General features: G+C 39.8%; 9 protein-coding genes and 1 pseudogene. 7 read left to right on the forward strand and 3 right to left on the reverse strand.

What is annotated here, in order from left to right; genetic code table 11:
- From ACTRWE_RS17840 to ACTRWE_RS17855, 4 genes and pseudogenes are all read left to right on the forward strand, one after another.
- Positions 1-144: pseudogene (locus tag ACTRWE_RS17840) on the forward strand (putative sulfate exporter family transporter); the annotation flags it as partial.
- A complete protein-coding gene (locus ACTRWE_RS17845) occupies positions 144-1,313 on the forward strand; it encodes an endonuclease/exonuclease/phosphatase family protein (protein ID WP_013464942.1) in 1,170 nt (389 codons plus the stop codon). The pseudogene ACTRWE_RS17840 and the gene ACTRWE_RS17845, both read left to right, overlap by 1 nt.
- A gap of 105 nt (positions 1,314-1,418) precedes the next feature.
- On the forward strand, positions 1,419-3,920 hold the full coding sequence (locus tag ACTRWE_RS17850) for a S9 family peptidase (protein WP_013464941.1): 2,502 nt from the start codon (positions 1,419-1,421) through the stop codon (positions 3,918-3,920).
- 109 nt (positions 3,921-4,029) lie between these two features.
- A complete protein-coding gene (locus ACTRWE_RS17855; protein ID WP_462880424.1) occupies positions 4,030-5,376 on the forward strand; it encodes an IS1182 family transposase in 1,347 nt (448 codons plus the stop codon).
- Between the two features lie 210 nt (positions 5,377-5,586).
- On the opposite strand, the gene rrtA is transcribed toward ACTRWE_RS17855, so the two are convergent.
- Positions 5,587-6,180: a rhombosortase gene (gene rrtA / locus ACTRWE_RS17860; protein ID WP_013464940.1), complete on the reverse strand. Its 594-nt coding sequence runs from the start codon at positions 6,178-6,180 to the stop codon at positions 5,587-5,589.
- 96 nt (positions 6,181-6,276) lie between these two features.
- Between rrtA and ggt the strand changes: the two genes are divergently transcribed.
- Both ggt and ACTRWE_RS17870 read left to right on the forward strand, forming a co-directional pair.
- Positions 6,277-8,055 (forward strand): gamma-glutamyltransferase, encoded by a 1,779-nt coding sequence (ggt, locus tag ACTRWE_RS17865; RefSeq protein ID WP_417668827.1) that lies wholly within the window; start codon positions 6,277-6,279, stop codon positions 8,053-8,055.
- Between the two features lie 368 nt (positions 8,056-8,423).
- The gene (locus tag ACTRWE_RS17870; protein WP_013464938.1) at positions 8,424-10,118 is read left to right on the forward strand and encodes an NAD-dependent malic enzyme; all 1,695 of its coding nucleotides are present in this window, start codon (positions 8,424-8,426) and stop codon (positions 10,116-10,118) included.
- A gap of 42 nt (positions 10,119-10,160) precedes the next feature.
- Here ACTRWE_RS17870 and ACTRWE_RS17875 read toward each other — a convergent pair whose 3' ends face one another.
- Positions 10,161-11,489, reverse strand: a complete 1,329-nt coding sequence (locus tag ACTRWE_RS17875; protein ID WP_024601195.1) for an IS4 family transposase — start codon at positions 11,487-11,489, stop codon at positions 10,161-10,163.
- A 181-nt stretch (positions 11,490-11,670) separates the two neighbouring features.
- Between ACTRWE_RS17875 and ACTRWE_RS17880 the strand changes: the two genes are divergently transcribed.
- A complete protein-coding gene (locus ACTRWE_RS17880) occupies positions 11,671-12,381 on the forward strand; it encodes an SIMPL domain-containing protein (RefSeq protein WP_013464937.1) in 711 nt (236 codons plus the stop codon).
- A gap of 85 nt (positions 12,382-12,466) precedes the next feature.
- Here ACTRWE_RS17880 and ACTRWE_RS17885 read toward each other — a convergent pair whose 3' ends face one another.
- Positions 12,467-13,828 carry a DUF2254 domain-containing protein gene (locus ACTRWE_RS17885; protein ID WP_013464936.1) on the reverse strand — a complete coding sequence of 454 codons (1,362 nt, stop codon included), beginning with the start codon at positions 13,826-13,828 and terminating at the stop codon, positions 12,467-12,469.
- Positions 13,829-13,874 lie beyond the last annotated feature (46 nt).

Here is a 13,874-nt window from a genome sequence, read left to right on the forward strand (position 1 = left end):
GTGATGACACTGTTTTTAATTGGCAGTGGTTTGTCGTTATCGGTACTAAAGCAAGCGGGAATTAAACCGTTTTTAATGGCTGTGATTCTTTGGATCGTGGTTAGCAGTGTTATTTTATTATTAATTATAGATGGATTCATATAATGAGACATGATCTCGGTATTAAAATTATTGGTGGCTTTTTATTGTCACTGGTTTCAGCAAGCTATGTTCACGCAGAGTCATTACGGGTCGCAACGTTTAATGTCAGTATGGATGCAACCAATTACACCGCTAAAAATGAAAAAGTAAAAAGCGATGCCTTAGTTAACGCGCTGCGCTCTGACCACCAGCAAATTAAAAATATTGCTGAAATAATTCAACGCGTTCGTCCAGATGTGGTGCTTTTAAATGAATTTGACTACGTCCCTAAATCACAAGGGATAGAATACTTTAAAACCCATTACTTAAATGTAGGGCAAAATGATCAAGCGGCTATCGATTATCCTTATGTTTACATTGCACCAGTTAACACCGGCTTAGCCACAGAGTTTGATTTAGACAACGATGGCAAAAAAAATGGTGTGATGGGCGATGCGCAAGGTTTTGGATTTTTTGAAGGCCACTACGCAATGGTGTTTTTGTCTCGTTACCCCATTGATTTTGACAACATCAGAACCCTGCAAACGTTTAAGCACAAAGATTTACCGAATGTGAAAATGCCGGTAGATCCAAAAACCAATACAAATTGGTATAACGAAGAAGAATGGAATGCTTTACGTTTAAGCTCTAAATCGTTTTGGGATATACCGGTAAAAGTAAATGATAAAGTAGTTCATATGTTAGCCTCGCATCCTACGCCGCCTGTGTTTGATGGTGATGAAGACAGAAACGGCATTCGTAATCATGATGAAATTAGATTAATTGCTGATTACGTTAATAACGAAAGTTACCTGTATGACGATAACGGTAAAAAGGGCGGCCTTGCAGCAAAATCACGCTTTGTGATTTTAGGTGACCTAAATGCCGCCCCTGAGGGCGATAAAAAGCGCACAAATACAACAGATCAGTTACTTAAAAGCCCGATGATTAATGCCGGTTTTATTCCAACCAGTGAGGGCGCTAAAGAGCAATACCCACAAGCTTATGCTAAAAATTACACTGCTAACTGGCAGGCACGCGTTGATTACGTTCTGCCTTCAAATTATGGACTAACCATTAAAGATGGTGGCGTATTTTGGCCGAAAAAACAAAGCGAATTGTACCGTTTAATCAAAGATAGAAACGCATCAAGTGACCACCGTTTGGTATGGCTTGATTTAACGGTTGAATAAACGGGTTACTCACCCCGATATCAGCGTTGTTTATCTTAAATAATTGCAATTATAAAGGTGCTTCTGCTTAAATACGGTTAATTATAATAACCGTCAAGAAGCACTATGATTTTTAAATTTTCATCTTCTAAAACACTTGTTGCAATGGCTGTTGCGTCAAGTGTTATGTTAGCGGGCTGTACAGCAACCGCCACAACTTCTAATGACTCAGCTATTCAAACAAATACCAAGGTTGCAAGTGTTGTTAACACACCTGCAGACATGGGTGTCTCAAGAATTACGCTTGAACAAGCGATGGCTCACCCTGATTGGATTGGACGCCAACCGCAAAGTGCATTTTGGAGTGCTGACTCAAGTACCGTTATTTACGCGCGTAAACAACAAGGTAGTGAGCTAAGAGATTTATTCACTCAAGCTGTAAACGCTCAAACAGCAGAGCAAGTGGCTTTAAATCAGCTTCACAGCGTAGGCTCAAGTAAAGCTGTTTTTTCTAACGATAAATCACTTCAAGCTTATGTGTTTGAAGGCAACATATTTATTAAAAACGTAAAGTCAGGTGTAATTAAGCAAATTACGCAAAGCTCAGCCACCGAGTCAAAACCACAATTTTTAAACGATGGTAATTTAGCGTATCGCCAAGGTAATATCTTTTTTAAAGTAGATTTAACCACAGGTTTAACCCGTGAAATTGCTAATTTAAAGCTGGCTGACAAACCACAAGGTGTTAAAGAGCCAACAACTTACATTGCCAAAGAGCAACATAAGCTGATTGAGTACATTGCACTGCAGCATAAAAACAAACAAGATAAGTATGCGCGAAATGAGCAAGTTAAAACCCAAAATAGCTCAATTGCCAACACGCATTACTATTTAGGCGATGGCAACACGGTTGATGAAGCCCAGCTTTCTCCAAATGGCGACGCGTTAATTGTGGTTGTTCAAGAAAAAAGTTCATGGCGTGGTGAAGGCGATATTATGCCTAACTACATCACTGATGATGCGACTATAGAGCCTAAAAAAGTTCGCCGTCGTGTGGCTGACGCTAAAGAGCAAACTTCTGAAATTGTTTATATTAACCTTGCAGATCAAAGCCAAACTACTTTAGGGTTTAATACCTTGCCTGGTTTTGATGAAGATGTACTCGCTGAGGTTAAAAAAGAAAACTATGCCCGTGAAGGCAAAACGTATAAGTCTAAGAAGCAACCGCGTGGCATTAATGTAATTTCAGACTGGGGATGGGATCAATCGCCTATCAGCTGGAACGATGATGGCAGCCAAGTGGCGATTATGCTTGAAGCATGGGATAACAAAGATCGTTGGTTGGCCACCGTTGATTTTGAAAATAATAAACTCGTATCTCAACACCGTTTACATGACGATGCGTGGATTGCGTATGCGTTTAACGACTTTGGTTGGTTAAATGACTCAACTACGCTGTATTATTTATCGGAAGAGTCGGGGTACAGTCAGCTTTATAAAAAGCCTTTAAATGGCAAGGCTACGGCTTTAACACAAGGTCAATTTGAAGTGTCTGACTTAACGCTTACTGATGACAATAGTGCTATTTATTATAAAGCGAATATTGAGCATCCGGGTCTTTACGAAATATACCGCGTTAATCCACAAACAGGTGTTAGTGAGCAAGTAACCGACTTAAACGGTATGACGGATTACACCTTAAGCCCTGATCAATCTAAGTTATTACTTAGACATTCTAAAATCACTATGCCGACTGAACTTTATGTGGCAGAGGCTAAAGCAAACACAACCGCGACTCGTTTAACCAATACGGTATCTGATGCGTTTTTAGCAAAAAAACTCACAGCGCCTAAAATTGTTGCTGTGCCATCAAGTCATACAGATCAGCCCATATACGCCAAAGTCTATTACCCCGCTGATTACCAAGAGGGTGAAACAGGCAAAACCCGCAAAGCGGTTATTTTTAACCACGGTGCAGGGTACTTGCAAAATTCACATATGGGTTGGTCTGGCTACTTCCGTGAATTTATGTTCCATTCATTACTAGCAGATGAAGGTTATGTAGTAATGGATATGGATTACCGCGCATCTAAAGGCTATGGCCGTGATTGGCGAACGGCTATTTATCGCCAAATGGGAACACCTGAAACACAAGATCTAGCCGATGGCGTAAAATGGATGGCGGATAATGCCAATGTTAATACCCAAGCGGTAGGGACTTACGGTGGCTCTTATGGTGGGTTTATGACCTTCATGGCGTTATTTACCGCACCAGACTTGTTTCAATCAGGCGCAGCGCTTCGTCCAGTGACTGATTGGGCTCATTACAACACAGGTTATACGGCTAACATTTTGAATCACCCTGATGTTGACCCGATTGCCTATGAGCGTAGTTCACCTATTTATTATGCAGAAGGGCTTAAAAAGCATTTATTAATAAATGCGCCTATGGTTGATGATAACGTGTTCTTTCAAGATTCAGTGCGTTTAGTACAGCGTTTAATAGAACTTGAAAAAGAAAACTTTGAAACAGCAATCTTCCCAGTTGAACCGCATGGTTTTGTTCAGCCTTCGAGCTGGTTAGATGAATACCGTCGGATTTATAAACTGTTTAAAGAAACGCTTTAATCGACTAAAAATAAAAACGCCACTTATGTGGCGTCAGACTGTTGAAAAAGGGCTAGACACAGCTCGAGCCCTTTGATCTAATAAGCAGAGTGAATTTGGAGAGTTCATTATGCTTAGAGATAAAACCCCGCAACAACATGAATTAGAAATGGTCGCAATTGACCACCTTGTTCCACAAGACCACTTAGTACGACTCGTAGACTTAGCTATCGACTTTGAATTCATACGTGATGAAGTCGCCCACTTATATTGCAAAAATAATGGTCGACCAGCCGTAGACCCTGTCCGCTTTTTTAAATACCTTTTCTTAGGTTACTTGTTTGGTATTCAAAGTGAGCGCCGCCTTATTAAAGAAGTGCAAGTGAATGTTGCATACCGCTGGTTCTTAGGTTTAGGGCTCACCGATGACGTTATCCATCATTCGACACTGAGCCAGAGCCGTGTAAAGCGCTTTAAAGACAGCAATATTTATCAATCGATTTTCGACAATATAGTTCGTCAAGCGATGAAGCAAGGGCTCATTGGTGGGCATAGTTTATTTGCAGACAGCACCCATTTAAAAGCCAATGCCAATAAGCGCCGTTATGACATTGAAGACTTAAAAGTCAGCCCCTCAGTGTATGTTGAGCAGCTTAATAAAGCAGTGATAAATGACAGAGAAGCCGAAGGAAAAAAGCCCCTGAAGTATGAGGAAAAGGAGCCTTGTACAAAACCAACCAAAGTAAGCCGAACTGACCCAGACAGTGGGTTTATGGTGCGTGATGAAAAGCCAAAAGGATTTTTCTATTTAGATCACAGGGTTGTGGATGGCAAACAGGGAATTATCGTTGATACACATGCCACAGCAGGTAATGTGCATGACAGTCAACCAATCATACAACGCTTAGACCGCGTACTTGATACGTTTGAACTCAACCCCATTGCCGTAGGATTAGATGCAGGGTATTTTACAGCCGCAGTGTGCCATAATTTAGAAGAACGACAACTCATTGGTGTCCTGGGTTATCGACGGCCAAACAAAAAGAAAGGCTATTTCGCAAAGCGAGAATACAGCTACGACGCAGACACCGATACATACACATGCCCACAAGGCGAAATACTGATTTATAACACCACGAATAGACTAGGTTATCGGCAATACCACTCAACCCCGAAGACATGTAAAGACTGTCCAGTGCGGTCGCAATGCACAAACAGTAAAAACCATATCAAAGTAATTACACGGCATGTGTGGCAAGCAAGTGTAGAGGCTGCAAATGAAATACGGCTGAGCGAATGGGGTAAAAAACGATACAAACGACGAGGTGAAACAGTCGAAAGAAGTTTCGCGGATGCAAAGCAACATCACGGGCATCGTTATTGTAGATACAGAGGAATAAAGAATGTCAGTGCGCAATGCTTATTGGCAGCGGCCTGTCAGAACATGAAGAAAATGGCGTTAATGAAGGCAGCATAGCCCAAGATGAGCGTAATAAGTCTCAAAAGCCCTCTAAAACCCCGTCGTACGGCGGTAAATTCAAGAAAAGTCACATCAGCACTAAAATTCAAAGAATAATAATAGCAACAGAAAAATATCGCGATCGCAGCCTTCGGCTGCTCAAAAATAATAAACCCTGCAAAAAAGCAGGGTTTATCGTCAATCTGACGCCACTTATGTGGCGTTTTTTTAACTGTGTTTATTATCGTTTTTGATGTGTTTTACAACCAACGGCACAGCTAATAAAACCCCACCAATTGCGCCAATTAAATGCGCATCAACGGCCACCGTTGATTGAATAAGTTGACCAATTTCTGCGCTTGGACCATTAACTTGCTCAAGAATAAGTTTTATCCATACGCCAATAAACAAGATATAACCTGATTTTAGCCCAACAGTGACATCTTTTATCGCCCCCCACACGATCACGCCATGCAATAGCGCACTCAGCCCTGTATAAATAATGATTGTTGGACAAAACCAATAAACCCCCAAGCCACACCAAAGCGCAAGGAGTGCGATATTAAAGCTGTATTGCTTAGGTGTAGTGTATTCACCGTGCAATAACCAAATAAGCGCGATACCAGCACAATTTAAACCTAGGTGTACCCAGTTAGCATGTACAAATTGACTCGTAAATAAACGCCATAGTTGGCCTTGTTCAATTAATGGGCGATTAAACTCAAGCTCATTGTTCATACCAAGCCATGCTAAGAGCGTACTTAATACAATTAAACACAAGGGGGGTAAAACATAACGCGCCTGAAGAGGTAAATTAAGCATTTAATGATCATTTTTTATATTTATTTTTGCATATTGTGCCTGTTTAACTTTAAGATGCCAATTATCTTCCATGCAATTTAAGTTTAATCAGTAATTATGAATTTTAAGCTCAACTCTTTATTTGCTCTCTCTTTAAGTGCACTGTCTTTACCTTTATTTGCACAGCAAGCAAGCCAAATTGAAACCCGTGAACCAGAAGCCGCCACAGGGGTAGTACAAAAGCAATTAGTACCAGGCGATAAATACATGGTTGCGGCTGCAAATCCTTATGCCTCACAAGCGGGAAAGGCCATTTTAGCCCAAGGCGGAAGCGCCGTTGATGCCGCAATTGCCACTCAATTAGTGCTTACATTAGTTGAGCCGCAATCATCAGGCATTGGTGGTGGTACGTTTATGATGTATTACAACAAAGCTAACAATAAACTCACCAGTTTTGATGGTCGCGAAACAGCCCCAAGTAATGCCGATGAAAACCTGTTTTTAAATGAACATGGCAAAGCTGTTAAATGGATTGAAGCAGTTGTAGGTGGTCGCTCTGTAGGTGTACCAGGTATTTTACATGCGTTTGCCAGTGCCCATAAACAATATGGTAATTTGCCATTGGCAACTTTATTTAAGCCAGCTATTGCGCTTGCTGAACAAGGGTTTGAAGTATCTCCACGATTACATGGCTTACTCGTTAGGCAGTTAAACCCTGGTGTTATGAGTATGCCGGTCATAAATGAGTATTTTTTTCCCAATGGTGAAGTGATCAAAGTAGGCAGTATTAAAAAAAATCAGCCGCTTGCTAATTTATACAAAGACATTGCCTCACAAGGGATTGATGCTTTTTATAAAGGTGATAATGCAAAAGCCATGGTAAAAGCAGTACAACAGTCAAAAATTGCGCCTGGTAAATTATCTGAGCAAGATCTTGCTAATTACAGCAGTAAAGAGCGTGCACCCGTTTGTATAAAATACCGAGTTTATAATGTCTGCTCGATGGCGCCGCCAAGTAGTGGCGGTGTAGCGGTGCTACAAATTTTAGGCTTGCTTGAACACAAAGACATGGCAAACATTAAAGCCAATAGTGCCGAGGCAATTCATTACTTTAGCCAAGCGTCACGTATTGCGTTTGCCGATCGTAATAAATACATAGGTGATCCTGACTTTACCCAAGTACCTACTCAAGAGTTATTAAATAAAGACTATATTGCCACCCGCGCAAAATTAATTACTGAAAAAGATCAAAAAGCATTTCCTGGTGATCCAGTTGATTACTTAAGCTACGCAAATGATGACTCTTTTGAATTGCCCTCTACCTCGCATGTATCAATTGTGGATAGCAAAGGCAATGCTGTTTCAATGACCAGCTCTATTGAAATGGCGTTTGGATCAACAGTGATGGTTAATGGTTATATTTTAAATAATCAGCTGACTGATTTTTCACTCTCGCCGCGTAAAAATGGCAAGTTAGTGGCTAACAGAGTAGAAGCCCATAAACGTCCGCGCAGCTCAATGTCACCCGTGATGGTATTTAATCAAGATGGGAGCTTACGTTTAGTGGTCGGCTCTCCTGGTGGCAGTCGTATTATTGATTATGTTGCACAAGTTGTTATTGGCGTTTTAGATTGGGATTTGAACGCGCAACAAGCCATTAATTTACCGCGTACCACTAATCGCAACGACTACACCAGCGTAGAAAAAGGCACTGCACTTGAAGCGGTGGTACCAAAGCTTAAAAAGCGCGGCCATGATGTGCGCGTGATTGACTTAAACTCTGGGCTGCATGCGGTAGAAGTTAAAAACAACCGTTTGTATGGCGCCGCCGATCCTCGCAGGGAAGGGATGGCATTATCGGATTTAAGTAATAATAAAGCCTCATTTAAATTCTAAAACATGTATAATCAATAGCAGGTTTGCAGGTAATGTATTACCTGCTGTTATTTATGTAACAGCTTAATAGTTAATGATTATTTGATTGAAAATAGTATGTTAACTAACGTAAAAAATTAGCAAATCTAAAAATAACTGACACTGTTGTAATCATTGCACACAGCAAACGCTGGTCTAATGCCCGTTTTAATTTTTATAAACTCACAACAGCCAGCTAACATATTCACCAAATATGAGTGGCTTTATACTAAAGTAGCGCTTGTATTTGTAAATTTTCAATGGTCTGACAAGCTTAAATGTCATTGCAATTTAGCCTTTAACAATGATAATGGCAGATCATTACTTAAGATTCAGTAAAGCTTGGAAATATGACTACAAATACCGATCCAAATTATCTTTATATTCCTTATTCTGGCCCAGGCCTAATTGAAACCCCACTATTGAATAAAGGAAGTGCTTTTAGCCAAAAAGAACGTGAACACTTTAATCTTGCTGGTTTACTTCCTCCTCGTTACGAAACAATAGAAGAGCAAGTTGAGCGTTGTTACCAACAATACTCAAGTTTTAACGACAACTTAAATAAGCACATTTATTTACGCGCCATTCAAGATAATAACGAAACGCTTTATTACCGTTTAGTGCGCGATCATATCGAAGAAATGATGCCTATTATCTACACCCCAACAGTGGGTGATGCCTGTGAAAAGTTTTCTGATATTTATCGCAGTGCCCGTGGTTTATTTATTTCCTATGAAGATCGCTTTCACATTGACGATATTTTACGTAATGCCACAAAAGGCAAAGTAAAAGTGATTGTTGTTACCGACGGTGAGCGTATTTTAGGCCTTGGCGACCAAGGTATTGGTGGCATGGGGATTCCAATTGGTAAACTTTCTTTGTATACCGCGTGTGGCGGTATTAGCCCAGCTTATACGTTACCGGTTATGCTCGATGTGGGAACCAATAACGAAAAATTATTAAACGACCCAATGTACATGGGTGCTCGCCATAAACGTATTGCACAAGACGAATACGATGAGTTTTTAGACTTATTCATTAAAGCAGTTAAACGTCGCTGGCCAAATGTGTTACTGCAGTTTGAAGATTTTGCTCAGCCTAATGCAATGCCATTATTAAAGCGTTACCGTAATGAAATTTGTAGCTTTAATGATGACATTCAAGGTACTGCGTCGGTTACTGTGGGGTCTTTATTAGCAGCATGTCGTGTTAAAGGTGCTAAATTATCAACTCAAAAAGTTGTTTTTGTAGGCGCAGGCTCTGCAGGCTGTGGTATTGCTGAACAAATTGTTAGCACTATGGTTGCTGAGGGCATCAGTGAAGCACAGGCACGCAGCCAAGTATTTATGGTTGACCGTTTTGGCTTATTAACAGATGGTATGCAAGGCTTACGCGACTTCCAACAAATGTTAGCGCAACCAACGAGCTGCCTAGCAGATTGGACCTACAGCGGCGAATACGCGTCATTATTAGATGTAATGCACTGTGCTGAACCAGATATTTTAATTGGTGTATCTGGCCAACCTGGTTTATTTACCGAACAAGTCATTCGCGCTATGCATGCTAAATGTGAATCGCCAATTATTTTCCCGTTAAGTAACCCATCTAAACAAGTAGAAGCCTACCCAGAAGATGTAATTAAATGGACCGATGGCAAAGCAATTGTTGCAACTGGCAGCCCATTCGACCCAGTTGTTTATAACGGCGTGACTTACCCAATTCCTCAATGTAACAACAGCTATATTTTCCCAGGTATTGGTTTAGGTGTAATTGCCGCTAAAGCAACGAGTATTACCGATGCGATGCTAATTATGTCGAGCGAAATGTTGGCTGAGTCGTCACCTTTAGCTAATACAGGTAAAGGCAGCTTACTACCGGCACTGACTGAAATTGAAACGCTTAGTAAACGTATTGCGTTTGCAGTGGCTAAAAAGGCAATTGAAGAGGGCGTTGCCCTTGAAATTTCAGACGATGCGCTGTGGGCAGCCATCGACAAAAACTACTGGTTACCAAAATACCGTAACTACAAACGTTGCAGCATTTAATTACAGTAGAGATTAAAAAAACAGGCTTTTGCCTAATGCCAGTCAGTTAAGAACTGACTGGCATTTTCTTTTATAGGGGTACTTATTCGGCTTCTTTCTTATCACCCTTGGATAATGCCTATCTGGTAATCTATCGGGTAAAATAAACAATCTAAGTGTTGTCAGTAACTCATCGTAATGAATAGGCAACTTACTTGCACTATGTATTGGCGTAAACATAAAGAAAGCGATAACCTGTCGCATAGATTGGCTAAAGCTTAGCTGTGTAGGCAAAATATCCTCATCTTTAGTTGCATCAAGCATGATGATACGTATTAAATTGTAAGCGAGTAATAACCCCCATAACTCTTGACGTACCATGTCTGGTTTCTTACTACGTAACGTGTGTTTGCTATGATTCAATCCCTGCTTTATTTCTCTAAACGCCAGCTCAATTTCCCAGCGTTGAGTATAAACCTCTGTTAATTCTTCATATGGAAATCGTAAAGGGTCAATGAGAGAGCTGAGTACACGATAGCTTTTTCCATCCACTTTATAGGTGGTTAATCTTGCCATCATGGTCTCTGGTAATGACTCAAATTTCTTTCTGGCTTGAGGACTTGTGGACAAAATCACTATTTTATCATTGTCATTTATACTATGTTCAACTTGATACTGTAAATCCTTCCTCGCGGGTAACATCCAGTGAGTGTTATCTCCTTGGTTTTGCCATTGATACAACAGTCCTAATGAGTAATAGCCGCGGTCAAACAAGGTAAGAGAATTATCTGGTACGGCTGGTAATAGTCGTTGAGCTAAGCTCATTTCACCTATGCGACGGGAGTCAAAGCTGCTATCTAACAGTAAATGGCTAGATACTTCCATAAGGCTACACATTCGTACTTGTGGGTAGCTTACTTCTCCATGTTGATTACTGTCACTGCCAAATGCTTCTCTGTTTTCTTGATTATCATGAGTTCGAAAACTAACGCCATCTACAGCGAGTAAATTAAGTCCGCACCATTGTTCAAAAGACTGGGTGGAAAAGGTTTTGTGTGCAAGTAATTGAAATGTATGTTGGACTGACTCATAGCCTAACCTTTGCCGACCTTGAACTAGCGCACTTGGCGCTACTAGTTTGTTTTTTCCGGGTAAAGAGATGTCGAGTCTATTAGCGATATCCCAAACGGTTTCGTTTCGGAATAAACTCATTCCAATTACAGACCACATAACAGCTTCTAGCGGTAATCGCCTTTTACGCACAGTAGCAACACCTGCATGTTTAAATGCTTGCTCAAGAATATCAGGGTCAAGAACCTGTTTAAGTTTATCTAGTGTATGTACATCATTTAAAAATGAAGACATGTTATCGAAGTGCTGAATGAGAGACATAAAAAAATCCGATATTATTTCTAATATCGGATTTTGAAGCCATGGAAAGATCAGTCAAGTGATCATAAAAATATTCTTAACTGATCTGCATTAGGCTTTTGCCTGTTTTTTTATGCTTGTTCATCTTTAATTAACCGCATAAGGTGTTAACTGAGGCAATCAAATTTAAAAGGATAGACTTATGAAAACGCTTTCGATTTTAACCGCCGCATTACTCAGTACATCAGCTTATGCGAGCAACGCCCCAGAAGAGCCGCATATTTATGTTAAAGGTGAAGCTTCACTAACGACGATGCCGGATCATGTTTTATTAACGGTGGGCATTACTGAAATAGATAAAGACTTAATTGCAGCAAAAAAACAAACCGATACCACTATGGCCAGTGCAATAAGTTTAGTAAAAAAACTAGGGGTAGATGATGCGGATATTAATGCCGGTCAAATTTCTATATACCGTGATAACCAATATAATCGTGAAACAGGTAAACAAGAGTTTACTGGCTTTAAGGTATCAAGAACGCTCACCATTAAACTTTCTGCAATTAATAAATACCCTGAATTATTACAGAGCTTAGTTAATAATGGCATTAATGAAATTAGACAAACGCAATTTTTAGCTAGCAACTACGATGAGCTGCATAAAAAAGCACAAAAAATGGCAATTAAACAAGCCAAAGTCGCGGCAAAAGAGCTAAGTGACGACTTTGATGTAGAGTTAAAAGGCTTATATAGCGCGTCGTTAACCCCGCTTGATATGCCATCTACACCGTACATGCGCAGTGAAAAAGTAATGATGGCAGACAGTGCACCTGGTAATTATGTCCCTGATGCCTATCATGCGGGTGAAATTACAATTAGCGCGTCAAGCTATGCAATTTATTATATAGATTAGGGTTTGATGATCTTTCAATGCCAAATAGGCGCTGCCGAGGGCGATAACTCTTAGTCCCTCGGCAGAATAAATAGCTCTACAGAGCTTACTCGCTAATAGGTCGGTGCTGCTCAAAACGTGCCACCAACTGCTTACCTTGTAACTCACTAATTCGCACTATTGCTTGTAGCATATTTCTAATTTCTCGTCGGTCATACTCATTACAAATGTGCTGATTAATATCATCAACAATGGCACCTAAATAATTAAACACACTGTTTCGAGCTTCAACATCCTCGTTGGCAATAAACAAAATATTTTTAAATGCTTCAATAACATTGGTCATTACATAGGCATCTGCTTTGGCATAATTGCGCAAAGGAGTGAAGTTATCGTGCAGTAATTCATCAAAACTGGTTTCATGAAAATAGAGTAAAGGGGCTTCTTCTGGTTGATAACACGCGTAGTTAATCGCATTAATCTTTAGGCGAGCAATCAATAAAATACTCAGCATATCAATAGCTTTAACCGCTGTCCCCGGATCGTTAATCCCTGGGCTCATTGCTTTTACAGCAATTTCAGAAATTTGGGTTAATCCATAACGGTAATGATCGCTAATGTATTCTTCTATATAAAAAATAAAGCAGTCTAAAATTTTCTCTATTAACTCTTCGTTTTCACAAATGTCTTTATTACACTTTAAGAACGGGTAGCCTTTAACGGTAAAGTAACCTTGCTTAACGGTAATAAAAAGTTCTATTTTTTCTTCAGCCAAAATAGCACACAGCTTATTTGTGTGAACCCCTTTGTAGTAACCCTCAGTAGTACTTTTTATTGAATGCCAATTTGAAAATTCAGGAAAGTTATCAACGGGGTTATCGCCTTGTTTGTTGATGATGTCTTGGAGCTCTTGTTTGGTTTGTCTAAATAAACCATTTAATACGTTATCAACCTGAATTGCTTTTGAAATAGAGTGAATAAAAAAAACGAACAAGCCCAAAGAAATCAAACCAAAAATTAACGCAAAGAGTACCCCTAATGAGGGTATTGCCGTATTTCCGTTATCTAACTTATTAATATTAATGAGCATTATAATAGAATAAATAATACTGCCTAAATAAAACCCTAATACCATTTGATGCGATTTACGGGTAATAAGCCCAGGAACGACTCTGGGTGACAAGCTAGCGCTGGCTGAATTTAAAACCACCATCACCATAGAAAAACTAAATACGGTTAACGAAATAATACTGCCAGCTAAGGTGCTTAATATGGTTCGTGCGTTTTCTGCACTGTCTACTAATACAAATGAGATTAATGATTTAAATTGCTCAATAGGGGCTAAATACTCAACAGACATAGTGAGTACAGCAAAAATTAAAAACGCAACAGACAGGAGTGAGGGATAAAAGCCAATACTGTTTATTATTTCACGATAGTGATTGGTGATTTTTGTTCTTAAATACATATTATCCTTACTTGTTACTATTCCAATGTATAAATTACTCTAGCAT

The organism is Pseudoalteromonas sp. G5_S1_54_S4 (assembly GCF_054968565.1).

What these genes read in the sequence shown, in the direction of transcription:
- ACTRWE_RS17845 (WP_013464942.1), top strand. Translation starts at nt 144, where the DNA reads ATGAGACATGATCTCGGTATTAAAATTATTGGTGGCTTTTTATTGTCA.
- ACTRWE_RS17850 (WP_013464941.1), top strand. Translation starts at nt 1,419, where the DNA reads ATGATTTTTAAATTTTCATCTTCTAAAACACTTGTTGCAATGGCTGTT.
- ACTRWE_RS17855 (WP_462880424.1), top strand. Translation starts at nt 4,030, where the DNA reads ATGCTTAGAGATAAAACCCCGCAACAACATGAATTAGAAATGGTCGCA.
- rrtA (WP_013464940.1), bottom strand. Translation starts at nt 6,180, where the DNA reads ATGCTTAATTTACCTCTTCAGGCGCGTTATGTTTTACCCCCCTTGTGT.
- ggt (WP_417668827.1), top strand. Translation starts at nt 6,277, where the DNA reads ATGAATTTTAAGCTCAACTCTTTATTTGCTCTCTCTTTAAGTGCACTG.
- ACTRWE_RS17870 (WP_013464938.1), top strand. Translation starts at nt 8,424, where the DNA reads ATGACTACAAATACCGATCCAAATTATCTTTATATTCCTTATTCTGGC.
- ACTRWE_RS17875 (WP_024601195.1), bottom strand. Translation starts at nt 11,489, where the DNA reads ATGTCTCTCATTCAGCACTTCGATAACATGTCTTCATTTTTAAATGAT.
- ACTRWE_RS17880 (WP_013464937.1), top strand. Translation starts at nt 11,671, where the DNA reads ATGAAAACGCTTTCGATTTTAACCGCCGCATTACTCAGTACATCAGCT.
- ACTRWE_RS17885 (WP_013464936.1), bottom strand. Translation starts at nt 13,828, where the DNA reads ATGTATTTAAGAACAAAAATCACCAATCACTATCGTGAAATAATAAAC.